Below are 25,853 nucleotides of genomic sequence, written 5' to 3'. Positions count from 1 at the left end.
GCGCCCCGGCACGGCGATCCTCCACGCCATGGCGCGCACAGCACCCGTGCCGAACATCCCGGCAATCCCCGGCATGAACCCCGGCGTCTTCATCATGGGCGGCGGGGGAGGCGGCGGCGGCGGCGGCAAGGGGAACGGCAACGGCAACGGCGACGGGCAGGGCGGCAACGGCGCCAATGGCGGCGACGGCGCCGACGGCGGCGGCAAGGGGGCCGGCGCATGCGGCCAGGGCCAGAACGGCGGATGCACCAACTGCGGGCACTCCATCGCGCGCGGTGACCCGGTGGACGTCTCCACGGGCCGCGCCTTCACAGTCCCGAAGACAGACCTGTTCCTGCCAGGCCTCTTCAACCTCTCGATCCTCCGCTCTTACAGCTCGGATCGGCGCGCGGTCGACGTCGGCATCGGCTTCGGGTGGACCCACAGCCTGGCCTGGACCCTCGAGGAGCGGCGCTCCTCCGTCGTCGTGCGCACGGGGGATGGGCGGCGCGTGGAGCTACCCCGCCCGGCGAGGCCGGGCGAGGAGGCGCGCCTCGGCCCCTGGGGCGTCTTCCGCGAGGAGGAAGGCTACGCAATCCGACCCGGGAACGAGTTCGTGCACTTCTTTCGGCCCGTCGAGCCGGGCTCGAAGGTCCACGTCCTCCATTCCATCGCGTACCGGGGGCGCGGGCGCATCTGGCTCCAGTACGAGCGGGGGCGGCTCTCGCGCGCCATCGACACCGTCGGCCGAGTCGTCGTCTTCCACGGGAGACCGGGTGGACGCATCGAGAGCATCTCCGTGCCCGATCCGCAGGGCCGGGCCCTCGTCTTCGCTCGTTACGCGTATGACGACCGGGGCGACCTGGTCGCGGCGGCGGACGCGGACGGCCACACCACCCGCTTCGCCTACGACGACGACCACTGCCTCACTCGCCTCGAGTACCCGAACGGTATCGTCTTCCATTTCGTCTACGACCGGCACGGGCGCTGCGTCGAGACCTGGGGCGCCTACCCGGACGGGCGCGATCCCGCCCTCGCGGACGGATTGCCCGAGGTGCTCCGGGACGGCCGCACGCGAGCTCGTGGGATCTATCATTGCCGCTTCGAGTACGACGGCGATTACTCCGAGGTGGTCGACTCGGTGCGCCTCCAGCGCTTCTTCGCCGGGCCCGGGGACACGATCGCCAAGGCCGTCGATGCGCGCGGCGGCGTGACCACGCGCACGTTCGACGGGCTCGGCCGCGTCACATCCCAGACCGATCCCACCGAGGCCACCTGGTCGTACCAGTACGACGAGCTCAACGAGATCGTGGCGGAGATCGATCCCGAGGGACGTCAGACGATCACCCGGCGCGACGGGGCCGGGCGCCCGATCGAGCTCGTCGACCCGGCGGGCGGCGCCGTCACCCTCCGCCGTAACACGGCCGGTGAGATCGAGGCGATCACGGACCAGAACGGCGCGACGACCTCCTTCGTGCTGGATTCGCGCTCGCTCGTCGCCGAGATCATCGATCCCCGCGGCGCCCGCCGCCTCTACGAGCACGACGCGCACGGCAACGTGCTCGCCCACACGACCGCGACGGGGGGCCGGTTCACGTTCACGTACGACTACTGGGGGCGGCGGCTGAGCGAGCGGGACCCGCTCGGCAACACGCGGTGGTACTCCTACTCGAGCTCGGGCCGGATCACCGCCATCGCCGACAGCCTGGGACGCAGGACCACGCGCGAGTACGACGCGATGGGGAACCTGGTCCGCGAGATCTACCCCGATGGAACCAGCGAGTCGGCCGAGTACGGCGGGCTCAACTGGCTCTGCCGCATCGTCCGCCCGGACCGGAGCGAGGTGCGTGTCCTCTACAACCGCGAGGGCTGGCCGCTCGTCCTCCAGAACGAGCTCGGAGAGGAGCATCGGTTCGAGTACGGCCCGAGCGGGCTCGTCATCGCCGAGACCGATTTCCTCGGCCGGGAGACCAGGTATGGACACGACCGGCTCGGGCGCGTGGTGTGGATCGACGAGGGGGACGGGAAGCGGGAGCTCACGCTCGACCGGCTCGGCCAGATCGTCAAGGAAGAGGCGCCGGACGGCTCGACGCGCACCTACGAGTACAACGCGCGCGGCGAGCTCGAGCGCGCGACCTCGGACGGCGTCGCGTTCACGTGGCGCCGCGACCCGACGGGCAAGATCCTCCGGGAGGAGCTGCAGGTCGGCGGCGCGACCTACGTCGTCTCCTCCACGCGCGATCGGGCCGGGGCTCGCGACGGCGTCCAGACGTCGCTCGGTCACGCGCTCCGCGTGCGCCGCGACGCCGCGGGCGCGGTGACCGAGCTGTGGACGAAGGACGAGCGCGTCGTGGCCATAGGGCGTGACCCGCTGGGAATGGCGGTCCGACGCGACTTCTCGGGCGGCGGCGCCGTGCTCTTCTCCTACGATGCGGAGCGCCGGCTGCGCGGTCAGAGGATCGTGGGGCCCGCTGATCCCCCCCCGGCGGTCGGTCCCGGGGAGCCGGCGTGGGTCGGGCGCAGCCCGCCCGGCGCCCTGGAGCGACAGTTCGATTACACGCCGGTCGACGAGGTCTGCAAGGTGATCTCCTCGGACGGCGAGGACCTCGAAATCACGTACGATACCCGGCGGCACGTCGTGAGGCAGACGGCGGGCGGAGCGCGCCTCACGTTCCAGGTCGACGCCTGCGAGAGCTATCATGAGGCCGGTCCGACGGCGCCGCGCCGTGTGTACGGCCGGGGAGGGCAGCTCCTCCAGCGCGGGGAGCTCAGCTACGTTTACGACAGCCGCGGTCGCCTCGTCGAGAAGCGCCGCGCCGCGCAGGGCGCCTCGCCGCCCGAGGTCACCCGGTTCGAGTGGGACGCGTGGAGCCTGCTCCGGGCGGTGGTGCGGCCGGACGGTACCCGCGTCGAGTTCGCGTACGATGCGTTCGCGCGGCGCCTCGCGAAGCGCACCCTGCGTGACGGACAGGTCGTCGAGCAGCACCACTACGTGTGGGACCTCCTCGCGATGGTCCACGACGTGAAGATCGACAGCAGCGGCAGGCCCGAGCAGACGCGGACCTACCTGTTCGACGAGAATGACGGCCTCCCGCCGGCAGGTCACCGGGAGGACGGGGGCTGGGTCCACTACGTGACCGACGTGAACGGGGCCCCGCTCGATCTCGTCCACCCGTCCGGCCGCCGCGTGGGGAAGGTCGAGCGGACCCTCTTCGGGCGGGCCCGCGCGACGCGCGGGGCGGCGGCGACCCCGTTCCGCTTCCTGGGCCAGGTGGAGGACCCGGAGACCGGCCTTCACTACAACCGCTACCGCTACTACGACCCCGACACGGGGCGCTACATCAGCCCGGATCCGACGCTCCTCGAGGGGGGCCTGCGCCTGTATGCGTACGGCCCCAACCCTGTCGCGTGGGTCGACCCCATGGGGTGGACGCACTTCACCACCGTGACAGGTTTTCCTGCCGGGAGCGCCACGCACGCGACGAACAGGAGCCCGGTCCAGTACGATTCGAAGTGCTCGCAGAACTGCCCGACGGAGCTCTCGCACTCCTCTGGCCACCTGGGTCACAGCGAGCAGAAATGGTGCTACGACCTGCTCAACAGCGGGGCGAAGGGCGGCACCTACAGCCTCTCAGGCAGCCTCCCACCTTGCCCGAACTGCCATGGCGCGATGATGCGCACCGCCCAGGAGACGGGATCCAAGATCACCTACGACTGGGGGAACGGGAACTCGATCACGTATGACGGGAAGACCAGGCCAGGAAGCGTGGGGCTGGAGTTCTCGTCGGGGGCGTCCGCGCAGCACCTCCGGCAGGGCGGGTACGCGAACTACGGGCTCACACCCGGCTTCTCGCCGCAGGCCGGGCAGGTGTACACGGATCCGTCGACCTACTGGGGCGTGAACAAGCCTGCCGGCGCGCACAAGACCTACACGCAGGCAAAGAGCAGATAGCCGGCTCCGCGCGTCACGGACGGCCTCAACCGCGGCTGGGTAGATCCCGCGCGAAGCGGACGCACGCCTCTTTCTGCGTCTCGTTCGTGCGCAGCGCCGCCAGCAGGCCCGTGATCTGGTGTGGCTCTTCCACGTACTCGGGCCGGGAGAGCCCGCGTGCGACGCCCGTGCCGGCGCCGTTCATCCACGGGACGGAGGTGTCCGGCGCCCCTTCGTAGGACGGGTGGTAGTCGTCCTCCGCCCACTGCGTCTCGAACAGGTCGAGCACGCCGAACCGGGATCGCAGCAGCTCCGAGTCGCCCTCGATCTCCTCGAGCTTGCGCGCGGCGTCGAGCGTGAACCGCGAGCGCCCGCCGTCGCGCGCCAGCCACTCGAGCTCGGCCTCCGAGGCCAGGCGGAACCCTTGCGAGGCCGCGAGCTGCCGGGCGTCGCCCCATCCCAGGCGATAGCAGTAGTCGCCCTGGAATCGTCCTCCAGAGAGCCGCTCGACCTCCTCTGCCTGCAAGTAGCCCCGCGCGACGAGGAACGGCCTCACCTGGACGCGACGGACCGGGCGCAGCCGCGCGGCGTCGCGCTCCAGGCTCGCGGCGATGTCGTCGTCCCACGCCTCGCCCATGGTGGTGCGCAGCTCGGCGAGGTCGTCCTCGGTCAATCCCATCTCGAAGGCGCCCCCCGGCACCACCACGAACGAAAGGCCCGTGGGCTGGTGCGCGAGGGGCAGCGCGTCGAGATCCTCCGCCGGGTCATCGGCGCTCCACCCGTCGCCGAGGGCGGCGGCGATGGATCGGCCAAGGCTCTTCCGCTCCTCGATGCCGAGGCGCGCAAACGCGGTGACGTCCTCCAGCAATTCCTTGATCATGGTCATTTCTTTATGAGAAACGTGCCGCGGTGTCCAGGTGCGCATTGCTTCCGTCCTAACCGTGGATGTGATACGCGGTCGGCGCGATGCGTGCCATTCCCCTCACGGGCTCGTTCTTCTCATGAAACGCTCGCTCGGTGGCCCCGGCGGCCCGCCTCAAGAGTGGGGCGACACCATCGACGATCCGAGCGACGAGGACTTCGCCGTCGCGGCGCGCTGGGCGCTGAGGCAGAAGGATTATCGCCAGGCCGCGCAGCAGGCGTCCGTGGCCGTGGCGCTGCGCCCGCTCCACGAGCCGCACCTCCGCCTGCTCGACGAGGTGATCGCGAAGGCGCGCGCGCCCCTCGAGGTGTTCGCGCTGCCGGCGGAGGGCGCCTTCTTCGGCCTGTGCGCGGCGCGGGCGCGGGCGCTCGCGCGCCTCGAGCGCTTCGACGAGGCCCTCCGCGCGCTGTTCAATGCGGCCGCGTTCAGCCCTGACACGCCGTTCGTGCCGTGGGCCCCGGCGTGGCTCGCGACCGCGAAGGCCGCGCGTCGCGTCGCCCCGGAGACGGTCGTGGAGGCCTTGCTCTCGCTCGCGGAGGCCACGCGCGGTCGCCCGCTCTCCCCGGGAGCGCGCGGGAACCTCGAGGCCGCGCTCGTCGTCGCGGAGCGGGTGCAGGCGCGGCATCCGCCGAGCGAGCGCCTGCTCGCCGCGCAGTCCCGCGTGCTGCGCGCGCTCGGTCGGGGCGAGGACGCGGCGGCGCGCCTCGCCGAAGCGGGGGAGAGCCCGGGCTGGGAGCTCGCCGTCGAGCGGGCCTCGATCTGCGGAGATCGCGGCGATCTCGGCGCGCGCGCGCGGTGGCTCGAGCGCGCCCGCGACGCGCGGCCTCGCGAGCCGGCGATCCTCCTCGATCTCGGCGACACGCACCTCGCGGACGGGCGCGTCGACGCGGCCGCCGACGCGTACGCGCGCGCGCTCGCGCTGGACGCCTCGTCGGTCTGGGCGGAGGTCTCCCTCGCGTATGCCCGGGCGCTGGCCGCCGGGACCCCCTGCGGCGCGGACCTCCTGGCGAATGCGCGGTCCCTGGCCGAGCACCCGCGGGCGCGCGCGCTGCAGGCGGATCTGTCGGCGTATGGGACACGCCTCGCCGATCCGGTGGATCCGGTGGTCCGGGTCATCCGGAGCGCCGCTGAGCAGGCCGCGAGCTCGCCGGCCAGGCTCCGCGTCCGCGTGCGCGCGGACCGACCGCTGGCCCCGTCGGCGCGCATCGCGTTTTCGCAGCAACTCGCGATCTCTGGCCGCGACGGCCAGCTCCTCGTCGACCATGACGGCGCGCCTCTGCGGCCCGGTCCGCTCTGGCGGTCGGACGCCGGCGGGCTGGTCCCGGCCGTACCCCGCCCTCCAGACGCGGTGATCGACGGCGTGCGCGAGCTCGCCTGCAGCGCGTTCGCGTGGGACGCGTGGTGCGCGCGAGCGCTCGAGATCTCCTCCACGTTCGACCTGGCCAGCGCAGCGCGCCTGGTCGATGCCATGGCGCACCCGCCTGCGCCGCCGTCTCGCGATCACGAGCCGGTGTTGTGGGTCCATGCGTTCCAGGTCGCGGCGGCCGTCCTGACCGCCCTTGGGCCCGAGCCGCCCCTCGTGCGAAAGGAACGCCTCTGCTCGCTGCTCGCCGGCACGGACGACTGGAGCGCGGCCGCGGCGCTGCTCGGCCTGCGCGCGCTGGCCAGCGCATGCACGGAGCTTCGCGGAGCGGTGCTGGAGCGGGCAGCGCTGTTGCTCCCCTCCGAGGGGGAGCCCCTGCCGCCGTCCTCGCGCGCGCTCGCCGTCCTCGGCTGCGAGCTCGCCGCTGGTGAAGAGCGGCGAAGATTCCTCCGTCTGCGGGCCAGGGTCGTCGCCGAGCTCCTGGCGTCGAACGGGTGAGCGCCGAAGGCGAGCCTTGCAGACATCCAGCCGGTGCCGCCCCGGCAGGCGACACAGACGGGCCTTACAAACGAGCGAGCCGTCCCTCGTCGAGCAGCACCCAGGGGGCTGAAGCCGAGTATGCCTCGGTCCCGGCGACCGGCAGGCCCGGCGCGTCCGTGAGCTGATCGAGCCCCTCGTCTCGGAGCCGCGTCCCACGCTCGGTGAGACGATACACCTCCGAGAGCAAGGGGTAACCAGAATTGCGCGGCTTCGGACCGGGCGCGCGCTCCACGGCCGCGCTCGAATCATGGTCTGCCCAGCGTTCCAGCCGCTGTGGCAAGAACAGATCGCCCGTGCAGGAGAGGAGATGCCACAGGTGCATTCGCGTCTCCGATTCATGGACCGCCAAGGCCAAGGCGGTCTGCCACTCAGACGAGAGGAGCGTGAAGACGATCTCGTCAAGTCTGCTGAGACGAAGCCCTCCTTGTGCCGTCTTCCTCGGGAAGAAGCGCGATAGGAGCGTCCACAAGGGGGCCAGCTCCACGAATCCTTCGACACCAGCGATGCAGCGCTCGACGAACGGCAGGGGGTCCTCATCGACGTAGCCATCCCAGAGGCGGACGGCATGATCGTAGCGTTCGGCCGACCATGGTTGCGCCTCGTCGAGACGGGCCAGCAGGATCTCGTCCGGGTGGTCCGACACCGACTCGGAACAGGTAAACGGACGAGCCAAGACCTCCTGGCTGGCCGCGCTCGAGGGTGGAGCTGGCTCAAGATCGAGGACGAGGACGTCGTGGTGCGCGATCCCGAGATGGCGCAACCAGCTACATGCCCTCCACAGGTTCACCCGTTCGTGAAGGCTCGATGATACCCACAAGACGACCGGCGGCTTCCAGGAGACGTCCGACGAGGTGAGCCGATCCCACTTCTCGCCGGAATCATCGACATCCGAAGGTCCTTCGAACGAGGAACGCCACACCTCACGCGCCCGGGTGTGCTCGTTCGGATCCCGGCGGCTCGGTCCGATGATCAGGCAGTCGGACGCACGCACGACGCTCATCGCGCCGAGTTGCACCAGACGCTCTGTCGTGGGCGTGTCGAAGGCAACATGAGTCGCCGCGCGGAGGAGGTTGGATTTTGCCATGGTCAATGATGTCCCCCCAGGCTCGTCGCCGGGTCGTCGCTCAGGGGGCCTGCGCTCCGGCGGGCCCGCCGGCCCGGGTCTTCCGGGGAACATCCTCGGGATGCAGGAACCTCACCGCAAGCTCGGCCGGCTCACGCCCCTCGCAAGCCGCCCCGGGAGGGCCGATCACGCCGCCTCGGTCTCGCGATCGAGGGCGTCGAGGGCGCGCTGGATGCGCGCGACCTCGGCCGCCTCGAAGCAGGGCTCGCCGCATTGCTCGCACACCCATGCGGGGATCGCGTCCCAGCGCACGTGATAGCCGTTGCGGTCCACGCTGAACGGAGCGTGGGAGCGCCTCATCTCGCCTCGACAGCGCATGCACTGCATGATCACTTCCTCTGCCTGAAGCCGGTGGACCACTGATCGGGATGGGGGATGTAGGCCGTGAGGATGGCCAGGTAATCCGGCTTGGGCGCGCAGACGACGTGAACGGGACGGCCGCTGTCCCCGGAGCCCAGCAGCAGGCAGCTATGGCCGCGCACGTCCTCCGGGTAGTCCTCGATCAGCTCGCCCGCCATGATCGCAGCGTGGAGCTCGGCAGGCGAGATCATCCGGCCGGACGGGCTCATCTGGCGCACCGCGTGCGGGAGAAAGAGAAGCCTCTTCGCCGCCGCCGCTCGGACCTGGTCGAGAACGCTGGTATCCACCACGCTGGACCCCCTTCCTGCGGTAGTATGCCCGAAGCCTCGTGGATGCTCCACGCCGAGGTCGTCCGGGGCCCGCACGCTGCACACGGCCGACGTTCCGGATGCCTGCCGGGGCCGCGGGGCCGATCGAGGACGCCGCGGCGCGGCGGGGGGCGTGGCCGGCGGGCGTGGCCGGCAACGACCCGATCCAGGTCGGGGTACCCGGCGCCGCGCCCGCCGGCGTGCGCCTCGACGCCACCCGCCGGCGTGCGCCTCGACGCCACCCGCCGGCGTGCGCCTCGACGCCACCGGCCAGGCCCCGCTGACCCGGGCGGGGCATCCCACGGGCAGCGGCCCCGGCGCACATCGTCCGCCGCCCGCCGCCCGCCGCCCGTGACCCGCGGTCGTCGACGCCCGCCGCCGCGCCGTCGGCTTGATCCGTTCCGTCCAGCCCGCGTAACGTCGCATCGTGCCGATGGTGCAGAAGCGAACCGTTCTCGAACACCTCACCCGCGACGAGCTGATCGCGATCGCCGCCGCGTTCGATGTCCAGGTCACGGACCGGCGGAGCAAGGAGAAGCTGGTGGAGGCCGTGGCGGGCTCCAGGAAGGCCACGCTGGCCGCGGTGCTGCCGTCGTACTCGCGGGACCGGCTGAAGGAGCTCTGCCGGGCGCTGCGCCTCGACGACGGCGGCCGCGAGAAGGCCGTGCTGGTCGCGCGGCTCGCCGGGGGGAAGGCGTCGGAGCCGCCGGCGCCCGCGCGGGCGAACGGGGCGGGGCGGGCGGCGCCCGAGCAGGTCGAGCTGGCCCTCGGGGAGAAGCTGACGATCGACCGGCTCGAACGGCATCTCTGGTCGGCCGCGGACATCCTGCGGGGGTCGATCGACTCGAGCGATTACAAGAACTTCATCTTCGGGCTCCTCTTCCTGAAGCGCCTGAGCGACCGGTTCGACGAGGAGGTCGCGGCGCCCAGGGGCGTGCCGAACGCGAACCCCGAGGACCCCGACGAGCACGACTTCTTCGTGCCGAAGCGGGCCCGGTGGTCGGAGCTGCAGAAGGTCGCGAACCACGTCGGGGAGGCGCTCAACAAGGCGGCGTCGGCGCTGGAAGAGGCGAATCCGCAGCTCGAAGGGGTGCTCAAAGGGATCGACTTCAACGACGAGCGGAAGCTCGGCGACACGGGGCACCGGGAGCTGGCTGGAGCTGCCGCTCCCGCGGGGCCTCGCGCCCGAGCACCGCGGCGCGTACGCGCGGGCGGCGCTGCTCGACTGGTACCGGCGGCGGGCGACGGAGCGCCTGCCCGGGTGGGCGGCGCCCTGGGCGCAGAAGCTCGGCGTGTCGTTCCAGCGCCTCGTCGTGACCGACCAGGCGAAGCGCTGGGGGAGCTGCTCCCGCGGCGTCCTCCGGATCAACTGGCGCATCGTGCAGGCGCCGAGGACGCTTGTCGATTACGTGCTCGCCCACGAGCTCGCGCACCTGATTCACGATCACCACGGGCGGGAGTTCTGGGCCGCGCTCGGCCGGGTGATGCCCGACTACGAGGCGCGGCGGGCCCGCCTGGCGGAGCTCGGGCCAGCGCTGCTGTGGTGACGCCAGAGCGGGCCAGCGCTGCTGTGCTGACGCGGTCGCGCCCGGTGGTCGACCCCTCTCGCCCCGGCGCGCTGCCCCGGGCAGCCCCGCCTGCCTGGGACGATGTGCCCCAGGCGTTCAGCGAGCTCCAGCCTGGGTCGGGCCGCTACGGGGATGGCCTCACCGCATCCGCTGCCTACGCCGCAGGGAGGCCGTCACGCACCGCTGCGGCGCTCTGGCGCCTGCCAGGAAACCCGGACCTGGGCCCATCGAGACGCGCTTGCATCTGGCCACGCCGTCCGAGCGCGCGGTAGTCTTCGCCGCGATGCGGCCCCTGGCCACAGTCCGCGCCAAGAACTTCCGCAGCCTTCGGGATGTGGAGGTGGAGCTCCAGCCGCTGAACGTCCTCGTCGGGCCCAACGCCAGCGGCAAGTCGAACTTTCTCGACCTCATCGCGTTCCTCGGCGATGCCGTTCGCGAGGATCTCCGTCCGGCCATCAAGAGGCGTGGAGGCTTCGAGCATGTCGCCTTCCGAGGCGGTGCGCGTCAGACACAGGCGCGCACGGTCGAGATCACGGTCGAGGCGATCGTCACCCGATATGCGAGCGACAAGGCCCGGGACGCCTACACGCTGCGATTCAGCGAGGGCAAGGTCTTGCGGCGACCGAGTGGCCGGGCGATGGCCGTCCTCCGTCGCGACGAGGAGTTCCGATTCAAAAGGACGCAGGGCAGCGGCCGCCGGCTGACCATCAACGGGACCAAATTCACCGTCTACGACACATCGAAGGACGCACCGCGGAAGGGGAAGCAAAAATCGGAGAACCTGCTCCAGAAGGAGTCGCTCGGCCTCTCCACGCTGCCGCGCCTGGCGCCGGAGCGGGGCGGTGAGCAGGTGGGCAAGATTGCCGACCTCTTCTCGACCTTTCGCGTCTTCGACGTCGATGTGCCGGCAGCTCGGTTGCCGTCAGCGCTCGGACATGGCGAGAAGCTCCAGCCCGACGCCGGCAACCTCGCGGCCTTCCTCCACGAGCTCTCTCGAGATGCGGACCTCTTCCGCGACCTCGAGGACGACGCGCGCGCGATGATCCCGGGGCTCGAGCGCATCCACTTCCGCCCGGTGGGCGGAGCCGAGGAGGCCGTCGCCGTCGAGCTCGAGGAGCGCGCGCTCCGTGGCCGCACCTCGCTCGCCGACGCGTCGTATGGATCCATCCGGGCGCTCGCGCTGCTGGCCATGATCTACGATCCTGCCCCTCCGCGCCTCACCTGCGTCGAGGAGATCGATCACGGGCTCCACCCCTACGTCTTCGACCGGCTGGTCGAGCGGCTGCGTGACGCCTCCTCGCGGACGCAGTTTCTCGTGGTCACCCACTCGCCGGCCCTCGTGAACCGGCTGCGTGCCTCCGAGCTCATCATCTGCGAGCGAGACCAGGAGAGCGGTGAAACGTTGATCCCTGCCGCGGACCCGGAGGAGGTTCGGAAGATCGAGAAGAAGCTGGCGGGGAAGATGGGCCTCGGGGAGCTCTGGTTCAGCGGGACGCTGGGGGGGACGCCTTGAGCCGGCGCACCCGGGACCAGCCCGGGCGTGGCGGCAAGAAGGCTGCGAAGCGCCCTTCTGTCGTGCTGGTCTTCGGGGAGGACGAGAATGATCGGGAGAGCATCAAGATCCTGCTCGAGGCGCTCTGCCCGGCTCTGGCGAGACGCGTCCAGACGCGCCGACACCCGCTGGTGCTGATCAAGGGCGCGCGCCCCGAGGAGGTACCGGAGCGCGCGCAGCGCATCGCGGAGGCCGTCGACGCCGAGCGCGTGCGCGCCGAGGTGAGCTGCGTCTTCGCCCACCAGGATTGCGATGACGTCGAGCCTGCCCACGAGAGGGTGGCCGAGCAGATCGAGTCGGCCCTGCGGGCGGCGGGCTGCGACGCCCACGCCGTCGCGCCGGCATGGGAGATGGAGGCGTGGTGGTTCTTGTGGCCCGACGCGGTGAAGGCCGCGAACCCGAGCTGGCGCAGCCCGATCGATCACGTCGGAAAGAACGTCGGGAGGATCCGGAACGCCAAGGAGGAGCTCAAGCGGCGCGTGGTGCCGAGCGACGTCAAGAGCGGCCAGCGCGGGTTCCGTGGGTATCGCGAGTCCGACGCACCCCGGATCGCCGCCGAGGTGAGCAAGCTGGGTTTGGCCAACGCACCGCAAGCGAGCAGCGGTTCGTACGACCATTTTCGCCGGAGCGCGCGCGCATGCAGCGCGGGCGCTCGCCCAGCGCCCAAGGGCGCTCATCCTTCTCGATCTCGGTGACGTAGATGCCGACGACGAGGCGCAGCGGGCCCGCCTGGCGGAGCTCGGGCCAGCGCTGCTGGGGTGGCGGCAGATCGGGCCAGCGCTGCTGTGGTGACGCGGTCGCTCCCGGTCGTCGCCCCTCCTCCCATCACCCCGGGCCGACGGCTTGACAGCGGCCTCGGTCCGACGGATCCTTGGGGTCGCGGGCCGCTCCGGGCCCGGCTCCTCGCGCCGCCGCCGGCACGGCTCGCGCGAGGGGCGAAGAGGGCGCTGCCCTTCGGCGCGCCGGCGGCGCTCGCGACGTTCGAGATCGCGGGGCGGCTCGCCTGTCTCGTCGTCTCGAGCCCCCATCATCCGCGGCCGTTCCCCCGCGGTCCCCTGGTCGCTCTGGCGGCGCGCGGGCTTCGGGCCGTCCATTGAGTGATCTTCGCGAGCTCGAACGCCGCGAGGTCATCGTGAGCACTGCAACGAGAGATAGCGTGTCGGCGCGACGCGCGCGTCGCCGCGAGCGCGCGGCAAGCCGGCGTGCGAGCGAGCTCTTCCGCTGCGAGATCCGCCATCCGCCGACAGCGTGGGCGGTTGTCCCACGCAGCGCGGACGGCGCAACTGAGCTACGACTGCGGGATGTTCGGTCCAGGGCATCCTCAGTACCGTCCGCCGTCACCGCCTCACTATCCCCCTCCTCAGCCACCGCCGTATTACCCTCCACCGCCGCCCCCTCCGCGGCGTCCGAAACCAGGCCTGCCGCCGGTCGTGATTGTGCTCCTCGTCCTGGGGGGGCTGTTCTCGCTCGGCATGGGCGCCCTCGTCGTGCTCGGCGGCGTGGCGTACGTCGTGGCGAGCGCGACGCCGGAGCACGCCGTCGTCGATGCCGTGCCTTCCGGCGTGTCGACCGCGGACGGCGCCTTGCCCGCGCCGCCCCGGTCGACAAACACCCCGCTTCGTCCCGACCTGGATGCCGATGAGGCGGTGGGCGCAAACCCGTCCAGCGGCGAGCGCGCCACGGGCGATGCTCCGGCGCCCGCCGGCAATCACGGGATGGGCGAGACGCCGACGCCGTCATCGGCGGGCGGGCAGACGCCCACGTCACCGGGCGAGGGCGCCTCGAACGCAGGTTCCAGCAGCGGGAGCGCGACCGGCGGGGTGTCCTGGTGGTGCACGGCGAGCGCGTCCGTGCGCGTCTGCGGCTTCGCGGGCGCCTGCAATTACCAGATGGTGTTCGGCAACGGCGGAGGGAAGGACCGCTTCATGGCATCGCAGCAAGCGAAGCGGGCGTGCGAATCGAGCGCGCGGGCGAAGGGCGCCACGGCCGTCTGCGTCGTGCAGTGCAGCGCTCGCTGACATCGTAGGCGCCGTCGTCGTCGTCGTCGGCCATCGCGACGAGCGCCACGCCCCCCACCGCGGCCATCGCTTCATCGTCGCGTCGGAACCCTGCTTCGCGGCGGGGCCGCCGTCGCGGCCTGTCCGCTCGGACCGTGCTCTCCAGTTGCCGTCGCCCGCGCCCACGGCGAAGAGTCCCACGACCGCGAAGGAAAGCTGCCGCGCTCGGCGGCCGTACATCGCCGGTGTCCTCTTCATCCACGCTGGCGACGCCAAGGCCGCGAGGCCGCGAGGAGGAGTGATTCTTCTTCGGGAGACCTCATGAAAGCACGCGCGAGAACATGCTCTGCTCTCGTCTTCCTGTCCCTGGCGGCGTTGTCCGCGTGCGGCGGCCCGGGCGACGGCCCGGGGGGCAGCAACGTCATTTACGGAGCATGCGAGGAGGTCGCGGCCTGCGGCGGCGATCCGACCGGCTCGTGGACGCTCGACGGCGTGTGCGTCGATCCGTCGCTCTCCGCGGCTCACCTCGAGGACTGCGACGCGAAGTCCGACGCGAGCGGCGTCGAGGTGAGCGGAACCATCGACTTTCATGCCGACGGTACCTTCGTCAGGACCATGACGGCCAAGGGAAGGAGCCGGTCGATCTACCCTCCGGGATGCTCCTTTCTCGAAAGCGGGGCGCTCACATGCGAGGGGCTGAACGACCTCCTGAAGAGGAGTGTGGACCGAGTCGACTCGGACTACGAGTCGGCGGGGTGCGCCGTCGTGGGGGAGAGTTGCGTGTGCGACATGGTCATGTCGGAAACCACCGAGACCGAGACGGGCACCTGGGCGGTCTCCGGTGCCACCTTGACGATCGCGCGCGACGGCCGAGACCCGAGGGGCGAGGCGTTCTGCGCGCAGGGCTCCTCGCTGACGCTCGGCCTGTCGGCGCGGCTCCAGGCGGACGACGTCACCGCCTCGGCGATGTCGAGCTACATGCGGTTCACGAGGCGATGACGCGCGAGGGGCGATGCCCCCCCGACGACTCCACGACCCCGCGCGTGCTGCCCGGGGCGAGCGCCTCGAGCCGCGCCCGCTGCCGGCCGGTCAGCTCCCCGATCGCGCGCACGACGGCGAGGTCCTTCCGCTTCGCCTCGACGATCACCGCCACCTCCCTGCCGCCCGAGGCCTCCTCGATCGCCTCGCAGAAGCGGAGCAGGCCGCGCCCGGTGATGTGCTCGGCGTGCGCGCCCGCCGGCTTGCCCTCCCACTGTTCGCTGTAGTGGAGCTCGGGCACCCGGTCCGCCGGCCAGGTGCCGAGGGCCCCCTCGAGCTCCACCGCGTACGGCGCGCTGCGCGGGTTCGCCGCCCAGTGCAGGTGGTCGAACACGATGGGTACCTCTCCCCCCGTCGCCTCGAGCAGCTCCGGCACCGTCCAGCCGCGCTCGTCGTTCTCCAGCGCGAGCCGCGAGAGCGCCGCCGGCGTGAGCCGCGCGATGCCCTCCCGCAGCCGGACCGCGGTGCTGTCGCGATCGCCGTAGACGCCGCCGCCGTGCAGGGTGATCGAGCCCCGCGCCCCGAGCAGATCCATGACCCAGCCCTGGTCGTTCATGACCGCGAGCGAGTTCAGCACCACCTCCTCGCGCGGCGAGGAGAGCACCACGAACTGGCTCGGATGATTCGACAGGTGCACACAGCACCGCTCGGCCGCGCGCCGGACAGACCGCAGGTCCGGCACCAGCATGCGCGCCCCGGGCGCGATGTCGAGCAGCGGAAAGAGATCGCTGGAGATCCGGTAGGAGAGGAGCCCGAGGCCGGCCGAGTGCACGATAGAGCGCCGGACGTACTCGGCGTTGTACCTGTAGATCGGCGTGAGATCGACCAGCCCCTTCAGGAACCGCCCGAGCTGGGCGGTCTTCATCGAGGGCTCCGGCATCCCGAGCGACAGGCAGGCATAGCCGAGTCGAATCATGACGACAGGGTGTGTCGTCATGGGCTCGCCGGCATCGGGGTTGCAGCGATTTATTCCATGTCCATGTTCGCTGCTGCCGATCAGGATCAGGCCCGCTCGACCGCGCGGGATCTCCTCTGCCGCGCCGGGGCGCGGGGCGCGCGCGTGGCGGTCGTGTACCACGCCGACGCGGACGGGACGTCGGCCGCCGCGCTCGCCTGCTTCGCCGCGCGCGCCCTCGGCGCCGAGGTGGCCACGGCGACGCCGGACAAGGGCGAGAACGTGCACAGCCCGGCGTTCGGCGCGCGCGTGCAGGCGACGGGCGCCGCGCTCGCGGTGGTGCTCGACACCGGATCTCGGCCGGGGCGGCCGTTCGCGATGCCCACGCTGATCGTCGATCATCACCGCGTGGATCCGGCGCAGGCGCCCGAGGTGGAGGCGTTCGTGAGCACGTTCGGGGGCGATCCCATGACCTCGACGAGCGCGCTCACGTACGAGCTCCTCGCGCCGATCGCGCCCGTCGCGCCGCGCGCGTGGCTCGCGGCGCTGGGGCTGCTCGGCGATCTGGGCGACGCCGCGCGCCGCCACCCGCTCGTCGCGGGGGCGGCCCGGGAGCACGGGATCGGGGCGCTGCGCGAGGCGGTCGCGCTGGTGAACGCCGCTGGCCGGTCCGCGGCCCACGACGCGGGCGTCGCGCTCGCGGCGCTGCTCGAGGCCGAGCGCCCCGCGGACCTCGCGCGCGGCGGCGGCGAGGCAGCGGGCCGGCTCCGCGCGCTCCGGCAGGAGGTGGCGGACGCGACCCGGCGCGCCATCCGCGTGCCGCCGCGCGTGCACGGGCGCTGGGCGGTCATCCAGCTCGACGAGCCGTACCGGATCCACGGCCCCGTGGCGAGCGCGTGGACGCGACGGCTCGCCGACCAGATCGTCCTGGTCGCGAACCGGGGCTACGTGCCGGGCCGGGTGCACTTCTCGGTGCGCTCGCGCCGGCCGCTCGATCTGCGGGCGGCGCTGTCCGCGCTCCTGCCCGATGCCGGCCCCGACTTCGCGGCGGGCCACGACCGCGCGACCGGCGGCATCGTCGACGCGGCGGTGTTCGACGAGCTGCTCCGGCGCATCCAGGGCGAGGCCGCGGGCGAAGCGGCGGCGTGAGCGGGGCGGCCGGTCCCACGGGGCGCGGTCGTCGGGGCGAGCAGCGGTGCCAGAGCTCGTCCGTCCCCGCGCGCGGAGAGGAAGCTTCGCGAGGCGAAGCGCCGTGCTGCCGTGAGATCGGCTCGATGTGTCGGTGCTCGATCCTCTCGGTCATGACGACACGAGCGCCAGGACCCATGATCCTTCCGGGCTCGACTCGGGCGCGTCTATCTGACGGCCTCTTGCTGGGCGGGGGGCAGAGCGGTTGTGCGGAGGCATCCATGGCAGCGAGGGGATCGCGCGGGGGCATCCTTGACGCGGCGCATGAGGCGGGCGGCTTCCGGGGCGCGCACGCCGTCGTCCTCGGGGCGGGCATGGCCGGGCTCGTCGCGGCGAGGGTCCTGACAGAGCACTTCGAGCGCGTCACGATCGTGGACCGCGATCACCTCCCGGCCTCGCCAGAGCCCCGGACGAGCGTACCGCAAGGGCGCCACGTCCACGTCCTGCTCGGCGCCGGCCTCGACGTGCTCAGCGGCATGTTCCCGGGAATCGTGGAGGAGATGACCGAAGACGGCGCGCTCCTGCGCGATTTCGGCGAGCAGCTCACCTGGTATCATTCCGGCGTCTGGAAGGTGCAGTTCGCGAGCGGCATCCCGCTCGTCCAGTGTAGCCGTGCGTTCCTGGAGCATCATGTTCGCCAGCGCGTGCGCGCGCTCCGGAACGTCGAGATCCTGGACGAGACGACCGCCTCCGGCCTGCGTCTGAGCGCAGACGGCGCCCGGGTCACCGGCGTTCACGTCGAGCGCCCGGGGAGCGGGTCGGGAGAGCTCCCTGCGGAGCTCGTCGTGGACGCGAGCGGGCGTGGCTCGCGGGCGCCGCAGTGGCTGGAGGCGGCCGGTCATGCGAGGCCACCCGAGAGCAAGGTCGAGATCGACATCGCCTATGTGTCCAGGATCTACCGACCTCCCGAGCGCGACCGGCGCAGGCCGCTGTTCCTGGTCATCTACCCGCGCCCGCCGGAGCAGAAGCGAGCGGGCTTCCTGTGCAGCGTCGAGGGGGGCCTGTGGTATGTGTCCCTCAGCGGCTATCTCCGCGAGCATCCGCCGCTCGACGACGCCGGGTATGTCGCGTTCTCGCGCGCCCTGGCGCGGCCCGAGCTCCACGAGCTCATCAAGGACGCCGAGCCGCTGACCGTCCCGGCGGTCTATCGATTTCCCGCGGACCGGAGGCGCCATTTCGAGCGCATGCACCGCCACCTGGAGGGCTTCCTCGTCCTCGGCGACGCCGCCTGCGTCTTCAACCCGATCTTCGGGCAGGGAATGAGCGTGGCGTGCCTCGGCGCGAGCGCGCTCGCACGCTGCCTCCGCGAGCAGGCGAGGGGAGACGTGCGCGGCCTCGCCCGGTGCTTTCAGCGCGAGCTCGCCTCGGTGACGGATCTGCCGTGGCGGCTGGCCACGACGGAGGATCTGCTGTTCCCCGAGGCGCAGGGCGAGAGGCCGTTCTGGTTCGGCGCCATGAGGTGGTACAATAGAAAGCTCGAGGAGATGTCGGCGTACGACACGGAGATCTACGGTAGGTGGCTGCTCGTCCTGCACCTCATGCGAGGGCTCGGCATCTGCTTCGCACCCTCGGCGATGCGCGCCGTGCTCGGTCACTCCGTCCGGCATGCGCTCATGTCCGCGGCCGACCGCGCGCGCTCTGCGAACGAGCCGCTCCACAGGAGCGATCCGGCGACGCGGGCGCGCCTGACACCCTATTTCGCGCGGATCGCCGGCGATCAGACCGGGGCCACGAGGGCCCCGCGGCCGCGCGCAGGCGAGACCCGCGCATGACGCAGCCAGGGGGACCGAGGATTCGACGCCAGCGGATGCGCGGACGCTTCTTCCCCGAGCTGGCGTAGTCCAATCAACCTTTCTGGCGAGTTACTCGCGGAGCACCCACCCCCTGCTCAGCGCCCCAGGCGTTTGCGGACGGCGCTGCGTACCGGCTCGGGGAGCGTCGCGAGGTAGTCGTCGGGCAGGGCCTGAAGCACCGCATCGGGCAGCGCCGCCACGATCTGCTCGGGCGCGAGCCCTGCGAGGCGCTGCTCGGGCGCGAGCCCTGCGAGGCGCTGCTCGGGCGCGAGCCCTGCGAGGCGCTGCTCGGGCGCGAGCCCTGCGAGGCGCTGCTCCGGCGTCAACGAGTTCAGCAGCTTCTGGATCACCTCGTCGTAATCCTCCATCTCCTGCAACTCCATTCCCACCTCCTGCGAGCCGACCAGCCGCGCCCAGAACTGTCGCCCCTCCGAGGTCCGCTGAGGCTGGTGAGCGAAGGCCCGGAGGTGGTCGTCGTCCTCTTGTTCACAAACGACATCGATCTCTACCACGTAAAGCGAGAACAGCCCGCCGCGCAGCCGCCAGTAGCCTCCGCCCAGATTCTTCCATCGAAGGCCCATCTCGTCCACGTCCGCGAGCAACGCCGGCGTCCTGGCAGGCACGATCAGCACCGCCCGCAGATCGGAGCGCCGCGAGGGACGGTTCTTCTCGTCGATGCGGCAGAGGTGCACGTAGCTCCAGAGCCGGTCGAGGTCGTCGGTGCGGTAGGGGCGGCCGATGCTCTTCAGCTCGACCACCGTGACGAGCGACAACCGTTGCCAGAGCCGCCGCAGCGTCGTGCGCGGCGAGACGCTCGGCTCCTTCGCGCGGGTCCTGCGGAGCACCATGAAGTCCATCCGCAGCGGCTCGTCCGAGAGGGAGACCTCGTCATGGATCTCGAAATCGGGAGAGCCGTGTCGGCGGAGGTGAATCCCGAACAGGAAGTGCCATGCCGTGCGCCGTTTCGACACGCCCGTTGTGTGTGTCGGATATGCGGGTTGCGCAAGCGAAATGAGGGGCTGTCGCGCGGGGAAAATGATGAGCGTGTCCGTGGGAATTCGCTCTTTTTGAGGCTGGAGCCGGCTCCTCTCTGTAACTTGGGTGAGAGATGTCGATAGAGGCGTTGATTGATGCGGATTTTGAGATGGGAGCTGGCCTCTCCGCGCAACGCGAGCGCGCGTCATCGGCGCGATGGCTGGCGTGAAGTGATCCTGTCGAGATGGGATCCGAGGACTCCGCGCAAGATGGCGTGAGCCCTCTGCTCGCACGCCCACCGGAGCAGGCGAGCCGCGCGAACGAGCCCGCGTGGCGCCGGCGTCGCTCAGTCCCGCCGGTCCAGCCCCACGATGCGGTCGAGCAGCGCGCGGTCGAGGCTCGCCTCCACGGCCGTGGCGAGCCGGTCGTACTCCTCGTGCCGGCCCGGGATCGCCGGCCCGCCCGCGGGCGCAGGGAGCCCTCTCCGCTCGCGCAGGGCCGTGAGCAACGCGCGCCGGAGGCCGTCGTTCTCGAAGATCCCGTGGATCATCGTGCCCACCACCGCGCCGTCCGCCGACACGGCCCCGTCGAGCGCCGCCTCCGCCCTGCCGCTCCGCGTCCGGATCTCGAACGCCGCGGCCGCGCCGCCCGTGCGCTCCACCCGGCCCATGTGGATCTCGTAGCCGGCGAGCTCCTCCTCGGCCGCGCCCGCCGCGCCCAGGAACGAGCCGCCCGCGATCCGCGCCCGGACCTGCGCTGTCGTCTTCGCCCGCTCGAACCGCGTCCACACGTCGAGGAGCCCCAGCCCCCGCGCTTCCCGCTCGGCCGACTCCACGCCCTCCGGGTCCTCGATCGCGCCGCCGAGCATCTGGCAGCCGCCGCAGATCCCGAGCGTCCACCCGCCCTGCCGCGCGCGCGCCGCGACCGCCTCCGCGAGGCCGGTCGCGCGCAGCCATGCGAGATCGGCCATCGTGCTCTTCGTCCCCGGGAGCACGACCAGGTCCGCGCCGCCGATCTCGTCCGGCCGCTCGATGAACCGCACCACCACGTCCCGCTCGTGCTCCAGCGGCTCGACGTCATCGTAGTTCGATATCCGCGGCAGCCGGATCACCGCGATGTCCACCTGCCCGGGCCCCGCCGGGCCCCGCCGCCGCCGGCTCTCCAGAGCCACCGAGTCCTCGTCCGCGATGCGGAGCTGCTTCAGATAAGGCACCACGCCGAGCACCGGCACCCCCGTCCGCTCGGTGAGCATCCCGAGCCCCGGCTCCAGGAGCCGCAGATCCCCGCGGAACTTGTTGATCACGAACGCGGCCACGCGCGCTCGTTCGTCCGGATCGAGCAGCGCCATCGTCCCGACCAGCGCCGCGAACACACCGCCGCGATCGATGTCGCCGGCGAGCAGCACCGGCGCGTCGGCGACCCGCGCGACGTGCATGTTCACGATGTCGCGGTCCTTCAGGTTGATCTCCGCGGGGCTGCCCGCCCCCTCGATCACCACGACGTCGTGCGCCTCGCGCAGCCGGCCCAGCGAGCGGGCGATGATGTCCTTGAGCTCCCCCCGGAATGCGAAGTAGTCGCGCGCGTGGAGGCTCCCGATCGGCTTGCCGAGGACGACCACCTGCGAGCGCGAGTCGCCCTCCGGCTTGAGCAGGATCGGGTTCATGTCGACCGTCGGCGCGACCCGCGCCGCCTCGGCCTGCACCGCCTGCGCCCGGCCGATCTCGCCGCCGTCCAGCGTCGCGAACGAGTTCAGCGCCATGTTCTGCGCCTTGAACGGCGCGACCCGGAGGCCCCGCCGCTGGAACATCCGGCAGAGCGCCGCGCAGAGCAGGCTCTTGCCGACCGAGGACGCGGTGCCCTGCACCATCACCGTGAGCGCTGTCATCGTGAAAGCTCCTCCCAGAAGGCGGCCGCGCCGCCGAGGCCCCCGGCGCCCGCCGCGACCGCCGCGAGCGCTGCGAACAGCAGCGCCGCGAGCACCACGATCCGGCACGCCTCGTCGATGAGCTCCCGCCGGAGCGGCTCGACCGGATCCCCGAGGCGATAGTGCCCGCGCTTCTCGAGCTCGACCCGGAGCAGCCCGGCCATGGCCGCCATCGGCCGGCCGGCGTTCGGGCTCTCGGTGAGGCCGCCGTCGCGCCGCAGCACCGCGAGGCCGCGGCGCACGTCCGCGCCGCGGAGCCAGCCGGCGGCGAGCAGGAAGAGCGCGGTGAGCCGCGCGGGCACGAAGTTCAGCGCGTCGTCGAGCCGCGCCGACGCCTTGCCGAGGTGCTCGTAGCGGCCGTGATAGCCCACCATCGCGTCGAGCGTGTTCACGGCGCGGTAGAAGAGCGCGCCGGGCAGGCCGAACAGGGCGAAGTAGAAGAGCGGCGCGACGAAGCTGTCCGACGCGTTCTCCGCGACCGACTCGATCGACGCGGCGACGAGCGCGGGTTCGTCGAGCTCGGACGGGTCGCGGCTGCAGAGGCTCCGCAGGGCGCCGCGGGCCGCCGGCACGTCGCCGGCCGCGAGGGCGTCGCGCACGCCGAGCGCCGCGTCGCGGAGCGCGCGCAGGGCGAACGTCGGCTTGAGGAGCAGCCCCAAGAGGAGGAACGAGAGGACCGGGTGCGGGGCGATCAGCGCGGCGAGCCCGGCGCCCAGCGCCGCGAACAGGCACGGGACGGCGAGGGCCATGAGCGCGCCGAAGAGCAGCTCCGCCACGCGGCCGCCCGCCGGGGCGCGGCGCTTCAGCGCGTTGATCGCGTTGCCCATCCACACGACCGGATGGACGGCGGCGGGCGGCTCGCCGCAGGCGAGGTCGAGCGCGACCGCCACGAGCAGCGCGGCCGCGGCCGTCATCGCGCGTCCTCGCCCACGACCGCGACCGGGCCGGGGCGCAGGCGCAGGATCGCGCCCATCACGGCCACGTAGAGCTCGCCCGCCGAGCGGCCGAGCCGCTGGTGCGCGCGCCCGGCGACGTCGCGGAACACCCGGCCGAGCCGGCTCTCGGGGACCACGCCCATGCCCACCTCGTTCGAGACGAGGACGACGTGGGGCGAAGCCGCCTCGACGGCGGCGGCGAGCGCCTCGATGCGCTCCTGGATGCGGCCCTCCGGCTCGTCGCGGAGCAGGAGGTTCGACAGCCAGAGCGTGAGGCAGTCGATCACGACGACGTCGACGGCGCCGGAGAGCGCGGCGACGCGCTCCGGCAGCGCGATCGGCTCCTCGAGCGTGGCGAACGCGTCGCCGCGCTCGCGGACGTGGGCGTCGATGCGCGCCCGCATCTCGTCGTCGAACGGCTCGGCGGTCGCGATGAAGGCGCGGCGCTCGCCGAGCGAGCGCGCGAGCGAGAGCGCGAAGGCGCTCTTGCCGGAGCGCACGCCGCCGCCGATGAGGGCGACCCGCCGGGGCGCCGCGCCGTGGCCGCTCATCGCGCCCGCTCCTCCCGGTGCGCGGCGGCGCTCGCCACGAGCCCCTCGGGCACGAGCGGGTTCGAGGCCCAGTGCGCGTGCACATACGAGGCGAGGACGTTGCGCGTCGCGTACCCCTCGCGCGCGACCTGACCGCCCCGCCGGCGCCGGATCGAGTAGGCGTGCTCGATCGGCAAGGGCGCGGCCGCGGAGGCCGGGGCAGGGGGCGCGGAGGCCGGGTCGGGCGGCGGCGGCGGCGGCAGCGGCGGCGGCGCGGAGGCGGGCGCGGCGCGGAGCTCGGAGTAGCGGAACTGATGGCCGCGGAAGCGGAGCCCCGCCGCGCCCAGGATCGTGCGCGCCTGCGTCTCGACCTCGACGTAGCCGAGCGCCTGCAGCTTCTCGCACATGACCGCCTCCGCCGGCACGAGCCCCACCATCGGATGCGCGCGCCCCTCCAGGGTGCGGATCGCCTCGGTCAGGTACATGAGCCCGCCGCACTCGGCGTAGATCGGCCCGCCGCGATCCGCGAACGCGCGGATCTCGGCGCGCAGGGCGGCGTTCCCGGCCAGGCCCTCGGCGTGCGCCTCGGGGTAGCCCCCGCCGAGGTAGAGCCCGTCGACGTCGGGCAGGCGCGCGTCGCGGAGCGGCGAGAACCGCACGATCTCGGCCCCCGCGGCCTCGAGGCGGCGCAGGTTGTCCGCGTAGTAGAAGTGAAAGGCCTCGTCGAACGCGATCCCGAGGCGCGCGCGCGGCCGCGCCCCGGCGCGCGCCCCGCCCGCCGGCGCCGCCGTTCCCGGCGCCTCCGCGGCTCCCGCCGCGTCCCCCATCGCGACCGCGGCCACGGTCGCCGTCTCCGGCAGCTCCCTTGCCCCGCGCGCGATCTCGAGCAGCGCGTCGAGCGCGATCCACGCCTCGGCCTGCGCGCCCCAGTGCTCGAAGCGCGCCTCCGGGAGCGCGGCCTCGTCGGCCGTGCGCAGGCCGAGGTGGCGCTCGGGGAAGCTGTGCGCCTCGTCGCGCGGCAGGCCGCCGAGCACGGGCGGCGAGCGCTGCGCCTGCCGCAGCAGATCGAGGTGGCCGCGGCTGCCGACCTGGTTGCACACGACCGCGGCGACCGAGAGCCCCGGGTCGAACCGCGCGAAGCCCTGCACCAGCGCCGCGAGGCTGCGGGCCATGCCGGACGCGTCGACCACGAGCACGACCGGCGCGCCGAGCCATTTCGCGATCTCCGCCGTGGAGCCCTCCTCGCCGGTCGGGCTCGCGCCGTCGAACAGCCCCATCACGCCCTCGATGAGCGCCACGTCGGCGCCCGCCGCCTCCGCCGCGAACGTCGACAGGACCGCGTCCCGGCCCATCATCCAGCCGTCGAGGTTGTGCGACGTCGCGGCGATCGCGCGCGCGTGGTACGTCGGATCCAGGTAGTCGGGGCCGCACTTGAAGAGGGCGACGCGCAGGCCGCGGGCGCGGAGCGCGCGCGCGATCGCCACCGTGGCGGTCGTCTTCCCCACGCCGCTCGCGGTGCCGGCGACGACCAGCCGGGGGATGGACCGGGACCTCGGGGACATCAGAAATCGACTCCGATCTGGGCCTTTTGTCCCTGGTCGAACGGGTGCTTCACCGACCGCATCTCCGTCACGAGGTCGGCCAGCGCGACGAGCTCGTCCGGCGCGTTCCGGCCGGTGATCACGACGTGCACGTGCGCGGGCCGCGCGCGCAGCGCCGCGAGCAGCTCGTCCTGGGCGACGAAGCCGTAATTGAGCGCATACGTGATCTCGTCGAGCACGACGATGTCCTGCTCGCCGCTCCCGATGAGCGCCATGGCCTCCTGGAACGCGCCGCGCGCCGCCGCCTTGTCCCGGGAGAGGTCGTCGCTCTCCCACGTGAAGCCGCGCCCCATGACGAGGAAGGTGAGGCCGGGGATCGTCTCGGCGAACAGCCGCTCTCCCGTCTTCCACTTCCCCTTGATGAACTGCACCACGGCGACGCGCATGCCGCGGCCGAGCGCGCGGAACACCATCCCGAGCGCGGCCGTGGTCTTGCCCTTGCCGTGGCCGGTATAGACGATGACGAGCCCTCGCCTCGACGGCGCGCCCGAGGCGCCCTGCGCGCCCGCCCCCGAGCCTTCTTCCGCGCTCACGAACCCTCCTCGGCCGGGCGCGGGGCCCGGGGCTTCTCCGCCTTGCGGAACCGGTGGCTGAACTCCGGATCATAGAGCCGCGAGTCGGCGAAATCCGTGGACGTGAGCACGCGGCCCACCAGGATCATCGACTGGCTCTTGATCCCCTCGGCGCGCACCTTCTCGCGGATGTCGGCGAGCGTGCCCCTCACGATCTTCTGATCGGGGCAGCTCGCCTTGTGCACCACCGCGACCGGGCAATCGGCGCCATAGGCCGGGATGAGCTGCGCCGTCACGTCCTTGAGCAGCGTGATGCTCAGGAAGAGGCAGAGCGTCGCCTGGTGCTTCGCGAGCTCCTCGAGCCGCTCGGCCTGTGGCACCGGCGTGCGCCCCTCGGCGCGCGTCAGGATGACGGTCTGCGAGAGCTCGGGCAGCGTGAGCTCTCGCCCGAGCGCCGCCGCCGCCGCGGTGAACGACGAGACGCCCGGGATGATCTCGTACGGGATCCCGAGCGCATCCATCCGCCGCATCTGCTCGGCGGTCGACCCGAACAGGAGCGGATCGCCCGTGTGCACGCGCGCCACGTCGTGGCCCGCGTCCCTCGCCTCGACGAAGACCTCCACGATCTGATCGAGGGTCATGCCGGACGAGTCGATGACCCGCGCGTCCGGCCGGGCGGACGCGACGATCTCCCGCGGGACGAGGGAGCCTGTGTACATGACGACGGGGCAGCGGGCGACGAGCCCGGCGCCGCGCACCGTGATGAGCCCGGGATCGCCCGGGCCCGCGCCGATGATGTAGACGCGCATGGGGGTTCTC

General features: G+C 72.2%; 21 protein-coding genes and 1 pseudogene. 10 read left to right on the top strand and 12 right to left on the bottom strand.

Going from position 1 to position 25,853, the window contains the following annotated elements; translation table 11 throughout:
- Positions 1-28: 28 nt before the first annotated feature.
- Positions 29-3,931 (top strand): RHS repeat-associated core domain-containing protein, encoded by a 3,903-nt coding sequence (locus WMF31_RS35250; protein ID WP_436606140.1) that lies wholly within the window; start codon positions 29-31, stop codon positions 3,929-3,931.
- A gap of 25 nt (positions 3,932-3,956) precedes the next feature.
- On the opposite strand, the gene WMF31_RS35245 is transcribed toward WMF31_RS35250, so the two are convergent.
- Entirely contained in the window at positions 3,957-4,790 is an 834-nt protein-coding gene (locus tag WMF31_RS35245; RefSeq protein ID WP_436606139.1) for a formylglycine-generating enzyme family protein, read from the bottom strand.
- Between the two features lie 121 nt (positions 4,791-4,911).
- Between WMF31_RS35245 and WMF31_RS35240 the strand changes: the two genes are divergently transcribed.
- Entirely contained in the window at positions 4,912-6,693 is a 1,782-nt protein-coding gene (locus tag WMF31_RS35240; protein ID WP_436606138.1) for a hypothetical protein, read from the top strand.
- Between the two features lie 64 nt (positions 6,694-6,757).
- On the opposite strand, the gene WMF31_RS35235 is transcribed toward WMF31_RS35240, so the two are convergent.
- The 3 genes from WMF31_RS35235 to WMF31_RS35225 all read right to left on the bottom strand — a co-directional run bounded on the left by WMF31_RS35235 (position 6,758) and on the right by WMF31_RS35225 (position 8,505).
- A complete protein-coding gene (locus tag WMF31_RS35235) occupies positions 6,758-7,819 on the bottom strand; it encodes a DUF1835 domain-containing protein (protein WP_436606137.1) in 1,062 nt (353 codons plus the stop codon).
- A gap of 165 nt (positions 7,820-7,984) precedes the next feature.
- Positions 7,985-8,176 carry a YgiT-type zinc finger protein gene (locus tag WMF31_RS35230; RefSeq protein WP_436606136.1) on the bottom strand — a complete coding sequence of 64 codons (192 nt, stop codon included), beginning with the start codon at positions 8,174-8,176 and terminating at the stop codon, positions 7,985-7,987.
- An 11-nt stretch (positions 8,177-8,187) separates the two neighbouring features.
- The gene (locus WMF31_RS35225; RefSeq protein WP_436606135.1) at positions 8,188-8,505 is read right to left on the bottom strand and encodes a DUF4258 domain-containing protein; all 318 of its coding nucleotides are present in this window, start codon (positions 8,503-8,505) and stop codon (positions 8,188-8,190) included.
- A 781-nt stretch (positions 8,506-9,286) separates the two neighbouring features.
- On the opposite strand from WMF31_RS35225, the pseudogene WMF31_RS35220 reads away from it, so the two are divergent.
- From WMF31_RS35220 to WMF31_RS35195, 6 genes and pseudogenes are all read left to right on the top strand, one after another.
- Positions 9,287-9,676: pseudogene (locus WMF31_RS35220) on the top strand (type I restriction-modification system subunit M N-terminal domain-containing protein); the annotation flags it as partial.
- Positions 9,600-10,073 (top strand): M48 family metallopeptidase, encoded by a 474-nt coding sequence (locus tag WMF31_RS35215; RefSeq protein ID WP_436606635.1) that lies wholly within the window; start codon positions 9,600-9,602, stop codon positions 10,071-10,073. The pseudogene WMF31_RS35220 and the gene WMF31_RS35215, both read left to right, overlap by 77 nt.
- A 304-nt stretch (positions 10,074-10,377) precedes the next feature.
- The gene (locus WMF31_RS35210) at positions 10,378-11,607 is read left to right on the top strand and encodes an AAA family ATPase (protein WP_436606134.1); all 1,230 of its coding nucleotides are present in this window, start codon (positions 10,378-10,380) and stop codon (positions 11,605-11,607) included.
- Entirely contained in the window at positions 11,604-12,341 is a 738-nt protein-coding gene (locus WMF31_RS35205; RefSeq protein ID WP_436606133.1) for a hypothetical protein, read from the top strand. The genes WMF31_RS35210 and WMF31_RS35205 overlap by 4 nt, the downstream gene beginning before the upstream one ends.
- A gap of 735 nt (positions 12,342-13,076) precedes the next feature.
- Positions 13,077-13,664 carry a hypothetical protein gene (locus tag WMF31_RS35200; protein ID WP_436606132.1) on the top strand — a complete coding sequence of 196 codons (588 nt, stop codon included), beginning with the start codon at positions 13,077-13,079 and terminating at the stop codon, positions 13,662-13,664.
- A gap of 300 nt (positions 13,665-13,964) precedes the next feature.
- The gene (locus WMF31_RS35195) at positions 13,965-14,642 is read left to right on the top strand and encodes a hypothetical protein (RefSeq protein WP_436606131.1); all 678 of its coding nucleotides are present in this window, start codon (positions 13,965-13,967) and stop codon (positions 14,640-14,642) included.
- Here WMF31_RS35195 and WMF31_RS35190 read toward each other — a convergent pair.
- A complete protein-coding gene (locus WMF31_RS35190) occupies positions 14,629-15,597 on the bottom strand; it encodes a hypothetical protein (protein WP_436606130.1) in 969 nt (322 codons plus the stop codon). The genes WMF31_RS35195 and WMF31_RS35190 overlap by 14 nt on opposite strands.
- Positions 15,598-15,660: 63 nt before the next feature.
- Between WMF31_RS35190 and WMF31_RS35185 the strand changes: the two genes are divergently transcribed.
- The gene (locus WMF31_RS35185; RefSeq protein ID WP_436606129.1) at positions 15,661-16,725 is read left to right on the top strand and encodes a DHH family phosphoesterase; all 1,065 of its coding nucleotides are present in this window, start codon (positions 15,661-15,663) and stop codon (positions 16,723-16,725) included.
- 260 nt (positions 16,726-16,985) lie between these two features.
- A complete protein-coding gene (locus WMF31_RS35180; RefSeq protein WP_436606128.1) occupies positions 16,986-18,536 on the top strand; it encodes an FAD-dependent oxidoreductase in 1,551 nt (516 codons plus the stop codon).
- Positions 18,537-18,652: 116 nt separating this feature from the next.
- Here the strand turns inward: WMF31_RS35180 and WMF31_RS35175 are convergent, their stop codons facing one another.
- The 7 genes from WMF31_RS35175 to cobM all read right to left on the bottom strand — a co-directional run bounded on the left by WMF31_RS35175 (position 18,653) and on the right by cobM (position 25,843).
- The gene (locus WMF31_RS35175; protein ID WP_436606127.1) at positions 18,653-19,528 is read right to left on the bottom strand and encodes a hypothetical protein; all 876 of its coding nucleotides are present in this window, start codon (positions 19,526-19,528) and stop codon (positions 18,653-18,655) included.
- A gap of 350 nt (positions 19,529-19,878) precedes the next feature.
- Positions 19,879-21,417 carry a cobyric acid synthase gene (locus WMF31_RS35170; protein ID WP_436606126.1) on the bottom strand — a complete coding sequence of 513 codons (1,539 nt, stop codon included), beginning with the start codon at positions 21,415-21,417 and terminating at the stop codon, positions 19,879-19,881.
- Positions 21,414-22,370, bottom strand: coding sequence for a cobalamin biosynthesis protein (locus WMF31_RS35165; protein WP_436606125.1), 957 nt, complete (start codon positions 22,368-22,370; stop codon positions 21,414-21,416). The genes WMF31_RS35170 and WMF31_RS35165 overlap by 4 nt, the downstream gene beginning before the upstream one ends.
- Positions 22,367-22,942, bottom strand: coding sequence for a bifunctional adenosylcobinamide kinase/adenosylcobinamide-phosphate guanylyltransferase (gene cobU / locus WMF31_RS35160; protein WP_436606124.1), 576 nt, complete (start codon positions 22,940-22,942; stop codon positions 22,367-22,369). Before cobU ends, WMF31_RS35165 begins: the two co-directional genes overlap by 4 nt.
- Positions 22,939-24,483, bottom strand: a complete 1,545-nt coding sequence (locus WMF31_RS35155) for a cobyrinate a,c-diamide synthase (protein ID WP_436606123.1) — start codon at positions 24,481-24,483, stop codon at positions 22,939-22,941. Before WMF31_RS35155 ends, cobU begins: the two co-directional genes overlap by 4 nt.
- Positions 24,483-25,055, bottom strand: a complete 573-nt coding sequence (gene cobO, locus WMF31_RS35150; protein WP_436606122.1) for a cob(I)yrinic acid a,c-diamide adenosyltransferase — start codon at positions 25,053-25,055, stop codon at positions 24,483-24,485. Before cobO ends, WMF31_RS35155 begins: the two co-directional genes overlap by 1 nt.
- The gene (gene cobM, locus WMF31_RS35145) at positions 25,052-25,843 is read right to left on the bottom strand and encodes a precorrin-4 C(11)-methyltransferase (RefSeq protein ID WP_129344563.1); all 792 of its coding nucleotides are present in this window, start codon (positions 25,841-25,843) and stop codon (positions 25,052-25,054) included. Before cobM ends, cobO begins: the two co-directional genes overlap by 4 nt.
- Positions 25,844-25,853: the final 10 nt, after the last annotated feature.

Source organism: Sorangium sp. So ce1036, assembly GCF_051369805.1.
GTDB lineage: Bacteria > Myxococcota_A > Polyangia > Polyangiales > Polyangiaceae > Sorangium > Sorangium cellulosum_F.
The sequence above is the reverse complement of the archived record's forward strand: the minus strand, read 5'-3'. Positions and strand labels throughout refer to the sequence as shown.

What these genes read in the sequence shown, in the direction of transcription:
- WMF31_RS35240 (WP_436606138.1), top strand. Translation starts at nt 4,912, where the DNA reads ATGAAACGCTCGCTCGGTGGCCCCGGCGGCCCGCCTCAAGAGTGGGGC.
- WMF31_RS35245 (WP_436606139.1), bottom strand. Translation starts at nt 4,790, where the DNA reads ATGATCAAGGAATTGCTGGAGGACGTCACCGCGTTTGCGCGCCTCGGC.
- WMF31_RS35185 (WP_436606129.1), top strand. Translation starts at nt 15,661, where the DNA reads ATGTTCGCTGCTGCCGATCAGGATCAGGCCCGCTCGACCGCGCGGGAT.
- WMF31_RS35250 (WP_436606140.1), top strand. Translation starts at nt 29, where the DNA reads ATGGCGCGCACAGCACCCGTGCCGAACATCCCGGCAATCCCCGGCATG.
- WMF31_RS35190 (WP_436606130.1), bottom strand. Translation starts at nt 15,597, where the DNA reads ATGATTCGACTCGGCTATGCCTGCCTGTCGCTCGGGATGCCGGAGCCC.
- cobM (WP_129344563.1), bottom strand. Translation starts at nt 25,843, where the DNA reads ATGCGCGTCTACATCATCGGCGCGGGCCCGGGCGATCCCGGGCTCATC.
- cobU (WP_436606124.1), bottom strand. Translation starts at nt 22,942, where the DNA reads ATGAGCGGCCACGGCGCGGCGCCCCGGCGGGTCGCCCTCATCGGCGGC.
- WMF31_RS35165 (WP_436606125.1), bottom strand. Translation starts at nt 22,370, where the DNA reads ATGACGGCCGCGGCCGCGCTGCTCGTGGCGGTCGCGCTCGACCTCGCC.
- WMF31_RS35180 (WP_436606128.1), top strand. Translation starts at nt 16,986, where the DNA reads ATGGCAGCGAGGGGATCGCGCGGGGGCATCCTTGACGCGGCGCATGAG.
- WMF31_RS35155 (WP_436606123.1), bottom strand. Translation starts at nt 24,483, where the DNA reads ATGTCCCCGAGGTCCCGGTCCATCCCCCGGCTGGTCGTCGCCGGCACC.
- WMF31_RS35195 (WP_436606131.1), top strand. Translation starts at nt 13,965, where the DNA reads ATGAAAGCACGCGCGAGAACATGCTCTGCTCTCGTCTTCCTGTCCCTG.
- WMF31_RS35230 (WP_436606136.1), bottom strand. Translation starts at nt 8,176, where the DNA reads ATGCGCTGTCGAGGCGAGATGAGGCGCTCCCACGCTCCGTTCAGCGTG.
- WMF31_RS35210 (WP_436606134.1), top strand. Translation starts at nt 10,378, where the DNA reads ATGCGGCCCCTGGCCACAGTCCGCGCCAAGAACTTCCGCAGCCTTCGG.
- WMF31_RS35235 (WP_436606137.1), bottom strand. Translation starts at nt 7,819, where the DNA reads ATGGCAAAATCCAACCTCCTCCGCGCGGCGACTCATGTTGCCTTCGAC.
- WMF31_RS35170 (WP_436606126.1), bottom strand. Translation starts at nt 21,417, where the DNA reads ATGACAGCGCTCACGGTGATGGTGCAGGGCACCGCGTCCTCGGTCGGC.